At 65.4% G+C, this 18986-nt stretch carries 18 protein-coding genes and 2 pseudogenes; 12 read left to right on the forward strand and 8 right to left on the reverse strand.

All coding sequences use genetic code 11. The features are described from left to right. Positions 1 to 27 precede the first annotated feature (27 nt). Positions 28 to 1173, forward strand: coding sequence for an AI-2E family transporter (locus ALC15_RS11665; protein WP_050627341.1), 1146 nt, complete (start codon positions 28 to 30; stop codon positions 1171 to 1173). 132 nt (positions 1174 to 1305) lie between these two features. Here ALC15_RS11665 and ALC15_RS11670 read toward each other — a convergent pair whose 3' ends face one another. The 5 genes from ALC15_RS11670 to ALC15_RS11690 form a co-directional block, all read right to left on the reverse strand. Continuing rightward, positions 1306 to 1542 carry a hypothetical protein gene (locus ALC15_RS11670; protein WP_050627342.1) on the reverse strand — a complete coding sequence of 79 codons (237 nt, stop codon included), beginning with the start codon at positions 1540 to 1542 and terminating at the stop codon, positions 1306 to 1308. Positions 1543 to 1586: 44 nt separating this feature from the next. Beyond that, the gene (locus tag ALC15_RS11675) at positions 1587 to 2804 is read right to left on the reverse strand and encodes a GGDEF domain-containing protein (RefSeq protein ID WP_050627343.1); all 1218 of its coding nucleotides are present in this window, start codon (positions 2802 to 2804) and stop codon (positions 1587 to 1589) included. 247 nt (positions 2805 to 3051) lie between these two features. Then, a complete protein-coding gene (gene rpsI / locus ALC15_RS11680) occupies positions 3052 to 3528 on the reverse strand; it encodes a 30S ribosomal protein S9 (protein ID WP_028333930.1) in 477 nt (158 codons plus the stop codon). Further along, the gene (rplM, locus tag ALC15_RS11685; RefSeq protein WP_021079117.1) at positions 3528 to 3992 is read right to left on the reverse strand and encodes a 50S ribosomal protein L13; all 465 of its coding nucleotides are present in this window, start codon (positions 3990 to 3992) and stop codon (positions 3528 to 3530) included. Before rplM ends, rpsI begins: the two co-directional genes overlap by 1 nt. Positions 3993 to 4144: 152 nt before the next feature. Further along, positions 4145 to 4573: a PaaI family thioesterase gene (locus tag ALC15_RS11690; RefSeq protein ID WP_050627344.1), complete on the reverse strand. Its 429-nt coding sequence runs from the start codon at positions 4571 to 4573 to the stop codon at positions 4145 to 4147. A gap of 70 nt (positions 4574 to 4643) precedes the next feature. On the opposite strand from ALC15_RS11690, the gene ALC15_RS11695 reads away from it, so the two are divergent. The 8 genes and pseudogenes from ALC15_RS11695 to nadC all read left to right on the forward strand — a co-directional run bounded on the left by ALC15_RS11695 (position 4644) and on the right by nadC (position 12543). Further along, positions 4644 to 5471, forward strand: a complete 828-nt coding sequence (locus ALC15_RS11695; protein ID WP_050627345.1) for an enoyl-CoA hydratase — start codon at positions 4644 to 4646, stop codon at positions 5469 to 5471. A 7-nt stretch (positions 5472 to 5478) separates the two neighbouring features. Continuing rightward, positions 5479 to 6063, forward strand: a complete 585-nt coding sequence (locus ALC15_RS11700) for a CoA-binding protein (RefSeq protein ID WP_050627346.1) — start codon at positions 5479 to 5481, stop codon at positions 6061 to 6063. 148 nt (positions 6064 to 6211) lie between these two features. Next, the gene (locus tag ALC15_RS11705) at positions 6212 to 7492 is read left to right on the forward strand and encodes an O-acetylhomoserine aminocarboxypropyltransferase (protein WP_050627347.1); all 1281 of its coding nucleotides are present in this window, start codon (positions 6212 to 6214) and stop codon (positions 7490 to 7492) included. A gap of 240 nt (positions 7493 to 7732) precedes the next feature. Further along, entirely contained in the window at positions 7733 to 8137 is a 405-nt protein-coding gene (locus tag ALC15_RS11710; RefSeq protein ID WP_050627348.1) for a hypothetical protein, read from the forward strand. A gap of 14 nt (positions 8138 to 8151) precedes the next feature. Then, a complete protein-coding gene (locus tag ALC15_RS11715) occupies positions 8152 to 9108 on the forward strand; it encodes an NUDIX hydrolase (RefSeq protein WP_094193839.1) in 957 nt (318 codons plus the stop codon). 54 nt (positions 9109 to 9162) lie between these two features. Next, entirely contained in the window at positions 9163 to 10149 is a 987-nt protein-coding gene (gene nadA, locus ALC15_RS11720) for a quinolinate synthase NadA (protein WP_050627349.1), read from the forward strand. After that, positions 10146 to 11695: pseudogene (locus tag ALC15_RS11725) on the forward strand (L-aspartate oxidase). Before nadA ends, ALC15_RS11725 begins: the two are co-directional and overlap by 4 nt. Further along, positions 11692 to 12543, forward strand: a complete 852-nt coding sequence (nadC, locus tag ALC15_RS11730) for a carboxylating nicotinate-nucleotide diphosphorylase (protein WP_050627350.1) — start codon at positions 11692 to 11694, stop codon at positions 12541 to 12543. The pseudogene ALC15_RS11725 and the gene nadC overlap by 4 nt, the downstream one beginning before the upstream one ends. 142 nt (positions 12544 to 12685) lie before the next feature. Here nadC and ALC15_RS11735 read toward each other — a convergent pair. Next, positions 12686 to 13632: pseudogene (locus ALC15_RS11735) on the reverse strand (COX15/CtaA family protein); the annotation flags it as partial. Positions 13633 to 13734: 102 nt separating this feature from the next. Between ALC15_RS11735 and ALC15_RS11740 the strand changes: the two are divergent. Next, complete coding sequence (locus ALC15_RS11740; RefSeq protein WP_050627351.1) at positions 13735 to 13944, forward strand: DUF2842 domain-containing protein; 210 nt, start codon at positions 13735 to 13737, stop codon at positions 13942 to 13944. Here the strand turns inward: ALC15_RS11740 and ALC15_RS11745 are convergent. Further along, a complete protein-coding gene (locus ALC15_RS11745; protein ID WP_050627352.1) occupies positions 13941 to 15005 on the reverse strand; it encodes a polysaccharide deacetylase family protein in 1065 nt (354 codons plus the stop codon). The genes ALC15_RS11740 and ALC15_RS11745 overlap by 4 nt on opposite strands. Before the next feature lie 154 nt (positions 15006 to 15159). On the opposite strand from ALC15_RS11745, the gene ALC15_RS11750 reads away from it, so the two are divergent. Next, complete coding sequence (locus ALC15_RS11750; protein WP_050627353.1) at positions 15160 to 16353, forward strand: GNAT family N-acetyltransferase; 1194 nt, start codon at positions 15160 to 15162, stop codon at positions 16351 to 16353. Positions 16354 to 16371: 18 nt separating this feature from the next. Here the strand turns inward: ALC15_RS11750 and ALC15_RS11755 are convergent, their stop codons facing one another. Beyond that, positions 16372 to 17310, reverse strand: a complete 939-nt coding sequence (locus ALC15_RS11755; RefSeq protein WP_050627354.1) for a LysR family transcriptional regulator — start codon at positions 17308 to 17310, stop codon at positions 16372 to 16374. A gap of 331 nt (positions 17311 to 17641) precedes the next feature. On the opposite strand from ALC15_RS11755, the gene ALC15_RS11760 reads away from it, so the two are divergent. Further along, complete coding sequence (locus tag ALC15_RS11760) at positions 17642 to 18979, forward strand: MFS transporter (RefSeq protein WP_050627355.1); 1338 nt, start codon at positions 17642 to 17644, stop codon at positions 18977 to 18979. Positions 18980 to 18986: the final 7 nt, after the last annotated feature.

The following is an 18986-nucleotide window of genomic DNA, read 5'->3' on the forward strand; positions in this document are numbered from 1 at the left end:
GACACCGTCGCGAAGGGGGAATCACCCGTGACAGACTCGGCTGACAATCGCCTGCAGGCGCGAAACGACATGGCGTGGGCGATCGCCGTCGGCGGTATCGGCATCGTGCTGTTCGCGGCCCTGTTGCTGTTCGCCTGGCAGTTCGCCGCCACCCTGTTCCTGCTGTTCTCGGGCATGCTGCTCGGCGTCGGTCTGAACGCGATGACCACCCTGCTCGGCCGGCTGTTTCCGCTGCCGCATGCGCTGCGGCTTGCAATCGTCTGCCTGGCGCTGGCGGGACTGCTGTCCGGCATCGTGTTCCTCGGCGGCGCCACCATCGCGCAGCAGGCCACGGTGCTGAGCAACACGATCAAATCGCAGCTTGGCAGCGTCAAGGAGTTCCTCGAGCAGCACGGTGTCGACACCAGCTATCTTGATTTCGCCAATGCCGCCGGCGAGGCGAAGCCGGACGGCACCGCCGTGGCGACCACGACGACCACCACGCCGGCAACGTCGCAGTCCCATGGCATCCCCGGCGCCGGCGCGCTGGCCTCCAGCGGCGGCGCCATCATCAGCCAGACGTTGAAGGTGCTGCTCGGCACCGTCAGCGTCGTCGGCAACTTCTTCATCGTGCTGTTCCTCGGGCTCGCCTTCGCGGCCCAGCCGAGCATCTACCGCGCCGGGCTGCTGTTCATGGCGCCGGCAAAATACCGCGCGCAAGCGACCATCATCGTCGACCGCATCGGCGAGACGCTGGAGCGCTGGCTGATCGCGCAGATCATCACCATGACCGCGGTGTTCCTCGTCACCTGGATCGGGCTTGCCATCATCGGCATTCCAAGCTCGTTCATCCTCGGCATCCAGGCCGGCCTGCTCGCCTTCATCCCGACGGTCGGCGCGATCCTCGGCGGGCTGATCGTGGTACTGGCGAGCCTCGCGACGGGGTGGATCGCGGCACTGTCGGCCTTCGTCCTGTTCCTCGGCGTCCATGCGCTGGAGAGCTACATCCTGACCCCGATCATCCAGCGCCAGGCGCTGGACATCCCGCCGGCAACGCTGTTCGCGTTCCAGATCCTGCTCGGCGTCGTGTTCGGCATCTGGGGACTGGCGCTGGCGCTGCCGCTGATGGCGATCGCCAAGGTGATGATCGATCACTTCAAGGCGGAGGACCAGGCGCCGGCGAAAGCAGCCTGATCTCACTGAGGATGACGATGATGGGCTGCGCGATGCTTGATCCCCGTCATTGCGAGCGAAGAATCCAACGCGCGGCGTAGTCGGAAGCATGGATTGCTTCGTCGCTGTTGCTGCTCGCAATGACGGCAGGATTTAGGAGAACAGCAGCACCGTTCCCAGGACCATCAGCATCACGCCGAGCAGCATCGCGATCGGCCAGTGATGCTTCCGCTGCTCGTACCGCCCCTGCGCGCGCCGTTCGGCGATCAGCGCAGTCTCGTACTCCTCGGAATCCGAGAACAGGCAGGCGAACCCGCTGCGCGCCGAAACCGCGTCGGCTTCGAGCGACATCAGGGCTGACTGCGGATTGCGGGTGCGGATCGACTCCATGCCCGAAAGCATGGGATCGAATGGTTAACCAGTCGTTACCACGCTCACGCGCCGACGTTCGCCGGTTTTTGCCGCGCCGATGCCGGCAGGCCCGCGGTCTTGCGCCGCCAATTCTCCAGCGACAGCGGCAATTCCTCCGCCGCCTCGACGCGGTTGCGACCGCCGCGCTTGGCCTGGTAGAGCGCGGTATCGGCCGCGGCCAGCAGCACCTCGAGCTCGGTCCCGGCGGGTCCGCCGGCGACGCCGATGCTGACCGTGGTCTCGACCGCGCCTTCCTCGCAGCTGATGTTGCTGTTCTCGAACGCCTCGCGCACACGCTCGGCGACCAGCACGCCCTCCTCCAGCGAGCACGGCAGCAGTGCCGCGAACTCCTCGCCGCCGATCCGGCCCGACAGATCGCTGATCCTGAGACTGTTGACGACCACGGCGGAGAACAGCTTCAGGATCTCGTCACCCGCCGGATGGCCGAAGCGATCGTTGATCGATTTGAAGTGATCGATGTCGAAGATCATCACCGTCACCGGCCGGCCGCCATCGGCTTCGCGCTCGATCACCCGGGTACAGGCTTCGGTGAATCCGCGGCGGTTGAGCATGCCGCTCAACGGATCGATCGAGGCAGCCGTTTTGTGCACGGCCACCGCGCGGTCCGACACCATCATGAAGATCACGAACACCGTGCCGATCGCGTACAGCACGAGTTCGATCGAGAACAGCGTGACCCAGAAGTTGCTGACGAAGTTCTGGCCGTTCAGCCGCAGCACGTCGCCGACCAGGATCGGCAGCATCAGGACGCAGCCATGGGCGACCGGGATCACGATCGCGATCCAGCGCCGCTGCATCGCACGGCGGCGCTCGCTCCAGAGTTCGGAGGCGGTCAACGCGGCGTAGATCGCCACGATTCCGGCGCCGATGGTCAGGCGCAGCGCCGGATCGGCGACCGTCGTCACCGCGCCGATCCATGCGATCGGGCCGAGCACGAGTCCCGGCAGGTTGGCCTTGCGGCCATGGAAGATGCGCGCAGCATTCCAGACCATGCCGCAGGCGCCGAAGCCGATCGCGTTGAGGCCCAGCAGAACCATCGGATCGAGCGTCGTACTGCCGACCGTCCAGAGCGCGACCGAGGCCGCGCCGAGCAGATAGGCGGTGCCCCACCATTTCAGCGCGGCAATGTTCTCCTGCCTGCCGAACAACCAGAGCATGGCGCCGAGCATGCCCGCGACCATGGTGGCGAACAGATAAAGCGTCGATGGATCGAACGACATAAGTCACCCCAGCCCGGTGTGATGCAACGTCCGCAGGCGCAATTAATACGGTGATGCAGCGCCAGTGCGAGATCGCACGCTAGAAGGCCCGAGTTCCAATTTCGTTTGCACGCACACGCAAGTTTTCATGAAAAACTGCGCTAATTCACGTCGAAGCGCGCGCCGTTGGGCGCAGCAAAAAGGGCGCCTCGCGGCGCCCTCTGCAACTCGATGCACGCGGCAATTGCCGCGAATTTTACAACTCGAATTAGCGCTTCGAGAACTGGAAGGACTTGCGGGCCTTCGCCTTGCCGTACTTCTTACGCTCGACCGAGCGGCTGTCGCGGGTCAGGAAGCCGCCCTTCTTGAGGACGCCGCGCAGCTCGGGCTCGAAGTTCGTCAGCGCCTTCGAGATGCCGTGGCGAACAGCACCGGCCTGGCCCGAGAGACCGCCGCCGGCGACGGTGCAGATCACGTCGTACTGGCCGTTGCGGGCGGCAGCGACCAGCGGCTGCTGGATCATCATGCGCAGCACCGGGCGGGCGAAGTAGACTTCGAACTCGCGGGTGTTGACCGAGATCTTGCCCGAGCCGGGCTTGACCCAGACGCGGGCGACCGCGTCCTTGCGCTTGCCGGTGGCGTAAGCGCGATTGTACTTGTCGACCTTCTTGACGTACTTCGGCGCGTCGGGAGCCGCCGGCTTGACCTGCGAGAGCTGGTCGAGGGACTGCAACGTATCGGACATTATGCGGCCCTCGTGTTCTTGCGGTTCAGGGATGCGATATCGACCTTCTCGGGGCTCTGGGCCTCATGCGGATGCTCGGCACCCGGATAGACGCGCAGATTGCCCATCTGCATGCGGCCAAGCGGACCGCGCGGGATCATGCGCTCGATCGCCTTCTCGACGACGCGCTCAGGGAAACGACCCTCGAGGATCTGCTTCGCAGTGCGCTCCTTGATGCCACCGATGAAGCCGGTGTGCTTGTAGTAGGTCTTCTGGTCGCGCTTGCGGCCGGTCAGCACCACATGCGCGGCGTTGACGATGATGACGTTGTCGCCACAATCGACATGCGGGGTGTAGGTGGGCAGGTGTTTGCCGCGCAGGCGCATCGCGACGAGGGTGGCGAGACGACCGACGACCAGACCCTTGGCGTCGATCACGACCCACTTCTTCGTCACTTCGGCGGGCTTGGCCGAGAACGTGCTCATGTGTGAAATCCGTGAAAAAGAAATCGGCGCCGTATGCGCTGAACTGGCGGCTTTCTAGAGAAGCCGCGAGCGCGCGTCAACGTCGTTGCACGAGAATTAGATCAGCAAAAACATCCACTTATAAATATGGTGCAATAATACCGCGAGAAAGCCTATTGATTTGGAATGGAATAGGTCGCCGTGACATGGGCGATCGGATCCGGCGAGGTGCCGGACAGCAGGTTCACCTCCCCGACTGCCAGCCGCTTGCCGAGCTTGAGCAGCTTGGCGACCGCGAGCACGTCCTGGCTCGGCTGGCCCTTGCGCAGGAAGTTGATGTTGAGATTGGTGGTGACGGCCAGGCCGATCGGCCCGATCGCCGACAGCAGCACCACATACATGGCGAAATCCGCGAGCCCCATCAGGGTCGGTCCCGACACCGTGCCGCCCGGGCGCAACATGCGCTCGCTGAAGCGCTGGCGCAGCAGGGCCGTCTCGCCATCGGCGCTTTCGATCCGGATGTCGTCGTGGGTGAACGCCTGCGGAAATTCCTCGCGCAGGAACTCTTCCAGCTCAGCCACGCTCATTTTCGCAATCGCCATGCGGTCCCTGCCCTCGCTTCAGCCTGCCTGTTACATTAAATTGTCACAGGCACGATAGAGGAATTTCGTCATGTTCGCCCAAGCCGCCCGCGCGGAAGCGCCGCAACATCAGCCGATCCTGCTGCGCGAGACCGTCGGCAGTATCGCGCTACTGACGCTCAATCGCCCGGCGGCGCGCAATAGCCTCTCCGAAGGCCTGATCGGCGAGCTGCACGCTGCGCTGAACGATATCGGCGGTGACAAGAGCATCCGTGCCGTCGTGCTCGCTGCCAACGGCCCGGCGTTCTGCGCCGGCCACGACCTCAAGGAGCTCACCGCGCGCCGTACCGACGCCGACCGCGGCCGCGGCTATTTCGCTGAGATCATGAACGCCTGCAGCGCGATGATGCAGGCGATCGTGCATTTGCCGAAGCCGGTGGTCGCATCCGTCCAGGGCATCGCCACTGCAGCCGGCTGCCAGCTCGTCGCAAGCTGCGACCTCGCCGTCGCCTCCGACGCGGCGGCGTTTGCGACGCCGGGCGTCGACATCGGGCTATTCTGCTCGACGCCGATGGTGGCGCTGTCGCGGAACGTGCCGCGCAAGCAGGCGATGGAGATGCTGCTGACCGGCGAGCCGGTCTCCGCAGCGACGGCGCAGAGCATCGGTCTTGTCAACCGCGTGGTGCCGGCAGGCACCGAACGCGACGCCGCGATCGCGCTGGCCGAGAAGGTCGCGCTGAAATCGGCCTACACCGTCAAGCTCGGCAAGGAGGCGTTCTATCGCCAGGCCGAGATGAACCTCAGCGACGCCTATCGCTTCGCCGCCGAAGTGATGACGGAGAACATGATGGCACGCGATGCCGAGGAAGGCATCGGCGCCTTCATCGAGAAACGCGACCCGAAGTGGCAAGACAAGTAAGAGCAAAATGAACCACGACGCGTACGACGACAACTACATCCGCAGCATCCTGAACAACGTCAAATCGATCGCGATGGTCGGCGCCTCGCCGGTCAACGTGCGGCCGAGCTATTTCGCCTTCAAATACCTGGCGCAGCGCGGCTACGACATGATCCCGGTCAATCCCGGCCACGTCGGCAAGGCGCTGATGGGCAAGCCGTTTGTCGCCTCGCTTGCGGACATCGATCGTCCGATCGACATGATCGACATCTTCCGCAATTCGAGCCACATCATGCCCGTCGTCGAGGAGGCGCTGAAATTGTCGCCGCTGCCGAAGGTGATCTGGATGCAGCTCGGCGCGCGCGACGATGCCGCGGCCGAGAAGGCGGAGTCCGCGGGCCTCAAGGTGGTGATGAACCGCTGCCCCAAGATCGAGTATGGCCGGCTGTCGTCGGAGATCTCCTGGATGGGCGTCAACTCGCGCACGCTGAGCTCCAAGCGCGCGCCGATCCCGACCCAGGGCATGCGGCTGTCGCTCAACCGCACCAGCTTCGGCGGCGGCCAGACTGCGGCATCCGACCGCGCCGCGAAGAACAAGACCGAGACGACCTGACGTTTCGGCGGAATAATCGTCGCGATCATCCGATCAAGCGCAGCATGCCCGTTTCAAACCACGCGCGCGCGCCAACGCGGCTTGACGGCGGGCGCCGCCACCATCAGCATGCCGCGCATTTCGACCAGGCCACAACAGGACACAAAGAATGACCGATCGCCTCCCGGGATTTTCCACCCTCGCCGTGCACGCCGGCGCACAGCCTGATCCCACCACCGGCGCGCGGGCGACGCCGATCTACCAGACCACGTCATTCGTCTTCAACGATGCCGACCACGCCGCCTCGCTGTTCGGCCTGCAGGCGTTCGGCAACATCTATACCCGGATCGGCAGCCCGACCAACGCCGTGCTCGAGGAGCGCGTCGCAGCGCTCGAGGGCGGCACCGCGGCGCTCGCGGTTGCCTCCGGCCACGCCGCGCAGCTCGTCGTGCTGCAACAGCTGTTGAAGCCCGGCGACGAGATCATCGCCGCGCGCAAGCTCTATGGCGGCTCGATCAACCAGTTCACCCACGCCTTCAAGGCATTCGGCTGGAACGTGGCCTGGGCCGATCCCGACGAGATCGAAAGCTTCGAACGCGCGGTGACACCGCACACCAAGGCGATCTTCATCGAATCGATCGCCAACCCCGCCGGTAGCATCACCGACATCGAGGCGATCGCCGCCGTTGCACGCAAGGCCGGCGTGCCGCTGATCGTCGACAACACGCTGGCCTCACCCTACCTGATCAAGCCGATCGACCACGGCGCCGACATCGTCGTGCACTCGCTGACCAAGTTCCTCGGTGGCCACGGCAACTCGCTCGGCGGCATCATCGTCGACGCCGGCACCTTCGACTGGTCGAAGGACAACAAATATCCGATGCTGAGCGAGCCGCGCCCGGAATATCACGGCATCCGGATCCAGGAGACCTTCGGCAATTTCGCCTTCGCGATCGCCTGCCGCGTGCTCGGCCTGCGCGACCTCGGCCCGGCGCTGTCGCCGTTCAACGCCTTCATGATCCTGACCGGCATCGAGACGCTTCCGCTGCGTATGCAGAAGCACTGCGACAACGCCAAGGCGGTGGCGGAATTCCTCTCCACCCACCCGGCCGTGTCCGCGGTCAACTACGCCGGCCTGCCCGGCGACAAATACAACGCCCTGCAGCGCAAATATGCGCCGAAGGGTGCCGGTGCGGTGTTCACCTTCAGCCTCAAGGGCGGCTATGACGCCGGCGTCAATCTGGTGTCGAACCTGAAGCTGTTCTCGCATCTTGCCAATGTCGGCGACACCCGCTCGCTCGTGATCCACCCGGCCTCCACCACCCACAGCCAGCTCGACGACGCCGCCAAGGTGAAGTCGGGCGCGGCGCCCGAGGTGGTGCGGCTCTCGATCGGCATCGAGGACAAGGAAGACCTGATCGCCGACCTCGACCAGGCGCTGCGCGCCTGACCCCATCTAAAGCGCGATGAGATCGCGCTTTAGATTCTTGTTTACGCATGATCTTTTCGGAAAACCGCTCCGCACTTTTCCGGATCATGCACATTGGTTCCGGAGCGGTGCGCCCGCATCGCTCCGGCAATTTCCCCAAACCACGGTCGCGTTAACGCTTAATTCCGACGAGTCTCTCGTTAACGTTCAATCCGGCTTAAAGTGGCAGTGATAGGCTCCGGATGATTCGGGAGACCATTGATGCTGCGCTGGATATTGCCGCTCGCGATTGCACTGTCTGCGATGTCGCCTGCTGACGCCGCCGACGGCCCCGTCCCCCCGAAGAGTGCCGCCGTGAAAGCTGCGCGCCAGCTGCCGGCGGGACTGCCGCGCCGGCACTACGCCTACCGCACCACCATCACAGGACCGACCTATGTGCGGCGGGGACGCCAGCTCGTGGTCGTCGAGCCCAAGGTGATCCCGCTCAATTCAGAGCCGTACATCGTGTTCCCGCCCGGCGAACCGCTGCTCCCTGGATCGGCGGCGCTGCCGGGCTATTACGGCGACCACCGCTCCTACAGCTATCTCGGCCCGTATTACGGCGGCGCCTATGTGACTTATTGGGACCGCCTGCCCTACGCCTGCGGCGTCTACGGCTACTGCTAGCCCGGAACACGCGCGTGGCCAGATCGCCGCAGAAAACTAGCGCACAGGCTTCGGGCAACGCGGTTACCGCCGACCTCGTCGCAGTGCTGGTCGCCGTCACCGACGGCACGCCGAAGATCATGACCATTGCCGGCGGCGCCGCGCTGCCGAGCGGCCCGTTCGAATTCACCCACCGCTCCCTGCAAACCGCGTTGCGGGCCTGGGTCGAGGCGCAGACCGGCCACCCGCTCGGCTATGTCGAACAGCTCTACACCTTTGCCGACCGCGGCCGGTCCGGCGACGCCAAGTCGCCGCACAGCGTCTCGATCAGCTATCTCGGCCTGACCCGCGAGGACCGGGTCGGCGAAGGCTTCGAGGCGCACTGGTCCGGCTGGTACGACTACTTTCCGTGGGAAGATCATCGCGATGGCGCACCGGCGTTCATCGCCAAGACGATCGCGCCGAAACTGAAGGCGTGGGCGAAGGCAGCCCCTTCACCAACCTTGCAGCGCGAGCGCTGGCAACGCTGCACCATCACCTTCGGCCTCGAGGACCGCGACTGGAACGAAGAACTGGTGTTGCAGCGCTACGAGCTGCTCTGGGAGGCGTCGCTAATCCCGGAAGCCAACCACTCGCGCGGCCGCGAAGCATCGGTCGCGCCGGGCAAGCCGATGACGGCGGATCATCGCCGCATCCTCGCGACCGGGATCGCGCGGCTGCGCGCCAAGATCAAATACCGTCCGGTGGTATTCGAGCTGATGCCGGCCGAGTTCACCCTGCTGCAACTGCAACGCAGTGTTGAGGCGCTCGCAGGCCGGCTGGTCCACAAGCAGAACTTCCGCCGGCTCATCGAGCAGCAGGAACTCGTTGAAGAGACTGGCGCAATGGCCGCCGATACCGTCGGACGGCCGGCCAAGCTGTTCCGCTTCCGCCATGGCGTATTGGCCGAACGGGCCGTCGCCGGCACCAAGCTTCCGCTTTCGCGCACTTGACACGCCTTATGCTCAGGATAAGTATAAGCCATCTTATGCTCACGGAGAGTATAAATGGCCTTGCTCGATACCGATCTTCTCACCCGCACCGCGCCGCTCTATGAGCGCGTCAAACGCGTCATCCCGCCGTTCGAATGGGCGACTTTCGCCGAGGACGTCGACGCGATCCTGGAGCTGAAGCGCCGCCGCAATGCGGTGGTGCTCGCGCACAACTACCAGACGCCGGAGATCTTCCATGGCGTTGCCGACATCGTCGGCGACAGTCTCCTGCTCGCGCGCGAAGCGACCAAGGTCGACGCCGACGTCATCGTGCTCGCGGGCGTGCACTTCATGGCCGAGACGGCAAAGCTGCTGAACCCAGCCAAGACCGTGCTGATCCCCGATCTCAAAGCCGGCTGCTCGCTCGCGGATTCCATCACGGCCGCGGACGTGCGGCTGATGCGCGCGCGCTATCCGGACGCGCCCGTCGTTGCCTATGTCAACACCTCGACCGCGGTGAAGGCGGAGTCCGACATCTGCTGCACCTCGGGCAACGCGCTCAAGATCGTGGAATCGCTCGATGCCGAGCGCGTCATCATGCTGCCGGACGAATATCTGGCGCAGAACATCGCCAAGCAGAGCAGCAAGAAGATCATCGCCTGGAAGGGCCATTGCGAGGTCCATGAGCTGTTCACCGCCGAAGACGTGCGCCAGCTGCGCGAGAATTATCCTGACGTCACGGTCCTGGCACATCCGGAATGCCCGCCCGACGTCGTCGCCGAAGCGGATTTCTCAGGCTCGACGGCTGCGATGCAGACATTCGTCGAGACCAAGCATCCGCCGCGCGTCGTGCTGCTGACGGAGTGCTCGATGAGCGACAATATCGCGGCGCGCAATCCCGACGTCGACTTCGTCCGCCCCTGCAATCTCTGCCCGCACATGAAGCGGATCACGCTGAAGAACATCCGCCACGCGCTGGAGACCAATCAGCATGAAGTCACGATCGACCCTGAAATCGCCGATCGCGCGCGCAAGAGCGTCGAAAGGATGCTGGCCATATGAGTACCGATCTTTCCGATCTGAACGGCCGCCCGGTCATCATCGGCGGCGGCGCGGCGGGGCTGATGACCGCGCTGCAGCTCGCGCCCGAGCCGGTCGTGCTGGTCTCGAAATCCCCGCTCGGCGCGGAAGCCTCCAGCATGTGGGCGCAAGGTGGATTGGCCGCGCCGGTCGGTGCGGATGACAGCCCTGCCTTGCATCTCGCCGACACGCTCGCGGCGGTGCCGGCCTCTGCGACGCGGCAGCGGCATCCCGGATCGTCCGTGCGGCGCCCGCCGCCGTGGAGCATCTCGCCGAGCTCGGCGTCGCCTTCGACCGGAATGCCGACGGCAGCTGGCGCCTCGGCCTCGAGGCCGCGCATCGCTGCAATCGCATCGTGCACGCCACCGGCGATGGCACCGGCCGCGAGATCATGCGCGCGCTGATCGCCGCTGTCCGTCGGACACCGTCGATCACATTGCTGGAAGGCGTCGAGGCGCGCCGTCTGCTGGTCGAGGACAATGCGGTCAGAGGCGTGCTTGCGGCGAGCGACCGCGGCGCGCTGACCATCACAGCCAACCGCGTGGTGATCGCGACCGGCGGCATCGGCGGGCTGTTCGCCGACAGCACCAACCCGGGGGGATGCTTCGGCCAGGGGCTCGCGCTTGCGGCACATGCCGGCGCAACACTGTCGGACATCGAATTCGTCCAGTTCCATCCGACCGCCTTCGACGGGCCGTCGCGGCCGATGCCGCTATTGACCGAGGCGATCCGCGGCGATGGCGCCGTTCTGATCGACGAGACCGGACAGCGCTTCATGGCCGATCAACCCGGCGCCGAGCTTGCGGCACGTGACATCGTCGCGCGCGCGGTCTGGCGCCACCGCGCCGCGGGGCATCGCACCTTCCTCGATGCGCGCCAGCATCCAGGCGCGGATTTCGCCAAACGTTATCCCGTGATCAGCGCGTTCTGCAAGATGGCGGGCATCGATCCCGCCACGGACCCGATCCCGATCCGGCCGGCGGTTCACTACCACATGGGAGGCATTGCGGTTGACGGCTTTGGCCGCAGCACCGTGCAGGGCCTGTGGGCCTGCGGCGAGGCCGCACGCACCGGATTGCACGGCGCCAACCGGCTCGCCAGCAACTCGCTGATGGAGGCAATCGTCTGCGCACGCTGGGTCGCCGAGAGCATCGAGGGCGTGGGCGCAGGTCCGCGCGCCATGCTGCGCGACGACGCGACGCCGCCGGCCTCCGATCCATCCGCCGTGCGCCCGATCCTCACCCAAGGGCTCGGCGTCCTGCGCGACCGCGACGGCATCGCACGCGCAATCGGCAGCCTCTATCCGCTCGCGCGCAGCCACGGTACAGCGTCCGACCCGGCGCTGGTCGGCTTGATGATCGCCGTCGCCGCAATCCGGCGCGAGGAAAGCCGCGGCGGTCATTTCCGCACCGACTTCCCGCAGACCGCTGTGTCGGCAGCGCCGTCCACCCTCACCCGCGCCGATGCGCTCGCCGCCGCGCGCGACATCGTTGAATCCAAGCTATCAGCCAGGAGTGCCCTATCATGACCCTCAATCCCCTCTTGCCCCTGCTCTATGAGCCGATCGTGCAGACCGCGCTGCGCGAGGATCTAGGCCGCGCCGGCGATATCACCGCGGACGCGATCGTGCCGGCCGGCCAGCAGGCGCGGCTGGTGATGCGGGCACGGCAGCCCGGCGTGATCGCAGGCCTCGACGTGGCGCGGTCAGCGTTCCAGATGGTGTCACCAGCGATCGAGCTGCGCACCGAGCGACCCGACGGCAGCGCGGTCGAGCCCGACCAGGTGATCGCGATCATCGACGGTCCGGCCCGCGGCCTGCTCACCGCGGAGCGCACCGCGCTCAACTTCCTCTGCCATCTCAGCGGCGTCGCGACCGCAACCGCCACGCTGGTGAAAGCGGTCGCGGGCACGCGCGCACAAATCGTCGACATCCGCAAGACCACGCCGGGACTGCGGGCGCTGGAGAAATATGCGGTGCGCGCCGGCGGTGGCGGCAATCACCGTTTCGGGCTCGACGATGCGATGCTGATCAAGGACAACCATATCGCGCTCGCCGGCGGCATCCGCACCGCGATCGAACGCGCCAAGGCCAATGCCGGCCATATGGTCAAGATCGAGGTCGAGGTCGACACGCTGTCGCAGCTCGAGGAAGCGCTGGCGCTCGGCGTCGACGCTGTTCTGCTCGACAACATGACGACCGAGCAGCTCGGCCAGGCGGTTCAGATGGCGCGCGGCAAGGCGATCACCGAAGCCTCCGGCCGCATCACGGCTGCGACCGCCGCGGCGATTGCCGCCACCGGCGTCGACCTGATCTCGGTCGGTTGGATCACCCACAGTTCGGCCGCGCTCGATATCGGGCTCGACTACCTGTCCTGATCGATCAAAGGGACTGGCTAGCCGGAACGAGGTTCGGCTGGCCAAGTTCCGTTCGGCGCGCGGCAAACCGCGCTGCCTGCAACACCGCGAGCGTCAGCACGACGATCGCGACCGCCTGGTGGGTCAGCGCCAGATCGATCGGGACCTGATGCAGCAGCGTGAGGATGCCGAGCGTCGCCTGCAGCGTGATCGCCGCAACCAGCCACCAGCGCCTGCGATCACGCCACCGGCGGCGCGCGACCGCACGGCATCGATCGCATGCGCGATCGCCAGCGCGAACAAGAGATACGCGGTCATGCGATGCTCGAACTGCACCGTCAGCGTGTTGTCGAACAGATTGCGCCACCACGGCGTCTCGAACCACAGCCGATCGGCGGACGGGATCAAACCGCCGTCGATCGCGGGCCAGGTGTTGTAGACCCTGCCCGCGCGCAGGCCCGCAACCAGCGCGCCGAAATAGAGCTGCACGAAAGTGAGCACGAGCAGCACCGCGCTCGTGAGCTTCAGTCTGGCGGGCGCGATCACGGGCGGACGGTCGGTCAGGCGGCGCAACGTCCAGACGATCGCCGCGAAGATCAGCAGCGCCAGCACCAGATGCGTCGCGAGCCGATACTGCGACACCTCGACGCGCTCCGAGAGGCCGGAGGCCACCATCCACCAGCCGACGCCGCCCTGTAGCGCGCCGAGGCCGAAGATCACCCACAGCCGGCGGCCGAGCTCACCGCTCACCGCACCGCGCCACAGGAAATACAGGAACGGCAGCAGATAGGCGGCGCCGATCACCCGGCCGAGCAGCCGGTGGCTCCACTCCCACCAGAAAATGGTCTTGAACTGCTCAAGCGTCATCCCGGCGTTGAGCTCGCGATATTGCGGGATCTTCCGGTAGCCCTCGAAGGCCTGGGTCCACTGCGCCTCGGTCAGCGGCGGCAGCGCGCCGGTCACCGGCTTCCATTCGACGATCGACAGGCCGGACTCGGTGAGCCGCGTCGCGCCGCCGACCAGCACCATCAGCGCGATCAGTCCGGCGACTGCGAGCAGCCATACCCTGACGGCGCGGAGCTGCGATGTCTTTGCGGAAATACCGGCCATTTCGCCCTGACTTGATTGGATTTTCGAGCCCCTTATAGTCCGGCGCGCCCGCGGCGCAAGCGCCGCTGAAGACGCTCTGGATCACGAGTTACACATCAAGTCATGACCATACGCACCCGCAAACTGCTTGGAACCATCTTCCTGCTCATCCTGGTCGTGGTGTGGTCGCTGCTCGGCATGACGGTGGCCCAGACGCCGTGGCTCGCCAATTCCGGCCTGCTGCAGGCGATCTTCTACGTCGTCGCGGGGCTCGGCTGGGTTCTGCCCGCGATGCCGATCGTGTCCTGGATGTCGCGCCCCGATCGCGCTTAGAGCGCGCCCTGCTCCCGCGCGCTCCGCGTCGGCCGCACCGGCGCGAACATCACGCCCGACAGCAGCACCCGCATGATCCGCAATGAGCGCACGCGGCCGTCCCATGCGATCCGCGGCAGTGCGTGGAGGTTGGTGCGTCCCTGTGCCTGCACCACCCCGGAGATGGTCGACACTGCGCTGGCAAAGCCGGCCTCCTCCGCCATCACGACATGCGGACGGGCGAATGCCTCGCGGTCCCCGAAGGGGTAGGCGAAATGCTTGACCGGCCGCCGCAGCGCACTCTCGGCGACCGCCTTTCCCATCGCCATCTCGCGCTGTGCGTCGCTATCCTTCAGGCTGGTCAACGCCGGATAATTCACCGTGGCGCTGCCGAACGTCACGTTCGGATCCGCGGCGAGCTTCGCCAGATCCTGCCAGTCGAGTGATGCGCCGCGTGACAATTGTGCGGCGTCGGCCGAATAGCGCCGTGCGAGATCGTTCACCGCATAGGACAGATCAGATGGCGACAGCTTGCGCAGCCAGCCGGACAGGAAGTCGAACAGCTCGTATTTGTCCGACCGGGCCGAGATCACGAAATGACGTTCCCGGCCGTCGATGACAAGGCTGATGCGGCCCTCGCGGGCGATGATGTCCTCGAGCACCAGCCACCACGCCGCGCCCACGCCGTCCGGAAAAGCCGTCGGCAGATAGAGCGTGAACGGGACGCGATGCCAGGCAAGCACGGGATAGGCATGCGTGACGATGTCCTTGCTGGCGCCGTCGAAGCTCAAGCAGGCAAAGCGGCGCCGCTCCGGCATGGTCACCGCGCGGCGGCAGGCCTCGTCGATCCCGACGATGTCGTACTTCCAGCGCTTTAGCGCGCGGATCGTGCGGTCGAGGAATGCCGGCGTGATCTCCTGGGATTTCAGCGGCTGGAACCGGGCTCGATGGGCAGGACGGACACGCGCGAAGCGGAGGATCACCCCGGCGCCGCCGGCCTCGCGTTCGCGCAACCTGAAGGCGCCACTGAAATAGGCGAGCTCGGCCCGAGCCCGCCGCAAAATCCCGTTGTCCGGCGCCAAGATCCCGCCACCCGTCCTTGCCGTTCCGGCGGTTCCCACACGCCGCCAGGCACATCCCGAGGCATTGTTATTACTCTTTGTTGACATTTCCCTGCGAAGGTCGGCCCCAGCCGAGACCTGTATATTAATACCTTAAAAAAATTTGGGTTCCGAGATGACCATGGCTGCGGCAATTGAAGGCCAGACGGCGGGCACGCGAACATGGCCGAACGCAATCCGCGTCGCCGGCGTCGACATCTTTCACGATCTCACTGCAGCCGAAGCGACCTGGCGCAGTCTCGAGACATCGCAACACAGCTACACGCCCTATCAGCGCTTCGACTTTCTTGCCTCATGGCAACGCCAGGTCGGCGAGCGCGAAGGCCTGCGGCCCTTCATCGTCGTGGCCCATGACAGCGAACGCCGTCCGCTGCTGCTGTTGCCGCTCGCGGTCGAGCAGCGCCTGGGCGCCAATTGTGCAAGCTTCATGGGCGGCAAGCATGCCACCTTCAACATGGCGCTGTACGACCGCGACTTCGCCGCCAACGCGACCGAAGCCGACATCACGGCCCTGATCGGATCGATCGCCGAGCGGTCCCGCGTCGACGCGCTCATGCTGTGCCAGCAGCCGCTGCGCTGGCAGGACCAGCCCAATCCGATGGTGTTGCTGCAGCATCAGGCTTCGGTGAACGACTGCCCGCTGCTGGTCATCGAGCCCGGCGTGGCACCCGCCGCGCTGATCAGCAATTCATTCCGCCGCCGCCTCAAGGGCAAGGAGCGCAAGCTGCAGGCGCTGCCGGGCTATCGCTACCATGTCGCTGACAACAGCGCCGACGTCTGCCGCCTGCTCGACTGGTTCTTCCGCGTCAAGCCGCAGCGCATGGCCGAGCAGAAGCTGCCCGACGTGTTCGCCGAGCCGGGCATCGAGCAGTTCATCCGCGCCGCCTGCCTCGCGCCGCGCGCCGACGGCAAGGGTTATGCGATCGACATCCACGCGCTGGAGTGCGACGAGGAAGTGATCGCGATCTTCGCCGGCGTCTCCGACGGTCATCGCTTCTCGATGATGTTCAACACCTACACGATGTCGGCCAATTCGAAGTTCAGCCCCGGCCTGATCCTGATGCGCGATATCATCGATCGCCATGCCGGCCTGAACTATCGCGCCTTCGATCTCGGCATCGGCTCGGACGAGTACAAGCGGCTGTTCTGCAAGGACGACGAAGCGATCGTCGACAGCTTCGTTCCGCTCAGCCTGCGCGGCAAGCCGGCGGCCACCGCGCTTTCGGCGATTAGCCGCGCTAAGCGCGCCGTGAAGCAAAATCCGGCGCTGTTCGAGATCGCGCAGAACCTGCGCAGCATGTTCCGCTGAACACGACTTCGGGCGACGCTACGCGGACGAGCCATCCGGCGCCGCACGGCCGCTCGCGACGCCAAGCCGCATCATCGCGTCGAACACCAGCATCGCGGCCGGCGACAACGCCCGCTTGCGCAGCTTGATCAGCCCGTAGCTCTCGAGCATCAGCTGGTCGCGGATGCGAAGCATCTTGAAGCGCTGCGGATCGAGCAGATCGAAGATCAGGAGCGGCACCGGAACGATCGCATCGATGCCCGCCGCAATTCCGATCGACGCGAAGAACGACTCGGTGTTGATGATGCGCTGGGGCGGCGCGATGCCCCGGCTGTAGAACAGCCGCTCCAATCCCTGGCGCATGAAGGATTCCCGCGGCTGGATGATCCATTGCAGGTCGACCGTGTCTTCGAGATTGACACTGTCGAGAGCGGCCAGCGGATGCTCGGCGCGAACTAGCAAGCCGGCCTGCTCGGCGCCGATCTCGTGATAGTCGAACTGTCCGGGATCGACGCCGGCCGGAATTCGCGCAACGACGAAATCGAGCTCGAGCGCCAGAAGACGCGCAACGAGCGGCGGACTGGTGCTGACGTCGAGCGAAATATTCACCCGGTGCAGTTTCTCGCCAAGGTACTGCATGACGTCGACGACAAGGTCGATGCTGGGCTTGGCGACCGTTCCGACCGAGACGGTGCCGAGTTCGCCGGACCGGTAACCGGCGAATTCATTGGTGACCCGGTCGAGGTCGGCCAGCACGCTCCTGCCGCCCCGGATCAGGATCGAGCCATAGGCCGTCGGCTCGACGCCGCGCGCGGTGCGTTCGAACAGCGGAACCCGCGCCACCGCCTCGATCTCGGCCAGCATCTTGGATGCCGCCGACTGGGTGATGTTGAGGCGCTCGGCAGCCAGCTGAAGCTTGCGCTCGCTGTCGAGCGCGACCAGCAGGCGCAACTGGCGCAATTTCAGATTATTGATCACGGCCAGTCACCATCCTGCCCGGCAAGTGCCGTCCGGTCCGATTCAATCGGAACGAACAGAGCTCCAGCTTCTTGTCTCGACGCGTCTTCACGACCCGATGTCCACTTCGCTGAAAACACTCGGGTTCCCGCGATTATACCGCGGTGCATCATGACAGTTTCGCCGTGGCTCCATTCCCAAATGCCATTAGTCACGCGGCCGTTCATTACACAAGAATGAATGCAAGGATTGCAAGGCAACTTGCTAGGGCAAGGCAACGGACCGCTGCGGGTGCACCAGATGCTACCCCGGGCAGCGCAGTCAGCGTACGCCGAATCGAAAACAGAAAGGGATGGGAACGATGAGCGACGATGTCGAGAAGCGCGCGATCGGAAAGATGATGCGACGGCTGATCCCGTTCCTCATCCTGTGCTATTTCGTGGCCTATCTCGATCGCGTCAATGTCGGCTTCGCCAAGCTGCACATGAATACCGCGCTTGGCCTCAGCGAAGCCGCCTACGGGCTCGGCGCCGGTCTGTTCTTCGTCGGCTACTTCTTCTTCGAGGTCCCCTCCAACATCCTGCTCGAACGATTCGGCGCGCGGCGCTGGATCGCCCGCATCATGATCAGCTGGGGCATCGTCTCGGCGGCATTCGCGTTCATCCCGCAGATGTCAGCGGCGAGCGGCCTCTCGAACGAGTGGATCTTCTATTTCCTGCGCCTCTTGCTCGGCGCCTGCGAGGCCGGTTTCTTCCCCGGCATCATTTTCTACCTGACACTCTGGTTCCCGACGATCTATCGGGCCCGCGTCATCAGCCTGTTCATGCTGGCGATCCCGATCTCCAGCATCATCGGGGCGCCGATCTCCGGCCTGCTGCTCAACCTGTCGGGCGCCGGCCTGACCGGGTGGCAGTGGCTGTTCATCTGCGAAGCGCTGCCGTCGGTCCTGGTCGGCTTCGCGGTGCTGGCGATGCTGCCCGACTTCCCGCGCCAGGCAAACTGGCTGCAGCCCGACGAGATCAAGTGGGTGCAGAACACCCTCGAGATTGAGCGGCAGAAGAAGGAAGCCGTGGAGCACATTTCGGTGATGCAGTCGCTCACCGATTCGCGTGTCCTCGCCTGCGCCCTCGTCTATTTCTGCCTGAACGCCGCCAGCTACGGCGTCGCGTTCTTCCTGCCCACCATCATCAAGGCGTTCGGCGTCACCGACACCCAGACCGGCTTCATCGCCGCGCTGCCCTTCGTGTTCGGTGCGGTCGGCATGGTGCTGCTCGGCCGGCATTCCGACAAGACCGGCGAGCGGCGCTACCATGTCGCGGGCGCGCTGGTGCTCGCCGCCGTCGGCATCGGCCTTGCCGGGCTGGTCTCCAGTCCCGTTCTGATCGTCGGCCTGCTCTGTATCGCGCAGATCGGCGTGTCGGCGGTGCCGCCGATGTTCTGGCCGATGCCGGCCAGCATCCTGAACGGCGCCTCGGCCGCAGCAGGCATCGCCGCAATCAACTCGCTCGGCAATCTCTCAGGCTTCGCCGGCCCGTTCGCCATGGGCTATCTGAAGGACCTGACCGGCGGCTTCACGGCAGGCCTGCTGCTGCTCGCGGTCGTCGGCTTGATCGGCGCGCTGGTCACGCTCCGGCTGCGGATCGATCCGGTGCTGGAGCGAGCCGCACGCGAGCCGATGCTGGCGCACTGAGGGTGGC

The sequence above is a fragment of the Bradyrhizobium viridifuturi genome (genome assembly GCF_001238275.1).
In the GTDB taxonomy this organism is placed as follows: Bacteria; Pseudomonadota; Alphaproteobacteria; order Rhizobiales; family Xanthobacteraceae; genus Bradyrhizobium; species Bradyrhizobium viridifuturi.